General features: G+C 54.1%; 1 pseudogene. It reads left to right on the top strand.

Annotated elements, in window-relative coordinates:
• Positions 1 to 222: pseudogene (locus LKX83_RS33275) on the top strand (protein-(glutamine-N5) methyltransferase, release factor-specific); the annotation flags it as partial.

The following is a 222-nucleotide window of genomic DNA, read 5'->3' on the forward strand; positions in this document are numbered from 1 at the left end:
GTTCAAGTAGTAATAGCACGGCGTGCAGCCGGAGAGCCGATGCAGTATATTGTTGGTGAACAGGAGTTTTATGGCCTCGCATTCGAGGTGAATCCCTCCGTGCTGATTCCGCGCCCGGAAACGGAGCTGTTGGTTGAGGAGATTATACGTCGCGCGCGTATGATCTGGTCTGAGGAAGCTGTGCTTGAGGTTGCTGATATTGGTACGGGAAGCGGTGCGATC

The sequence above is a fragment of the Cohnella baijiui genome (genome assembly GCF_020731285.1).
Taxonomy (GTDB): domain Bacteria; phylum Bacillota; class Bacilli; order Paenibacillales; family Paenibacillaceae; genus Cohnella.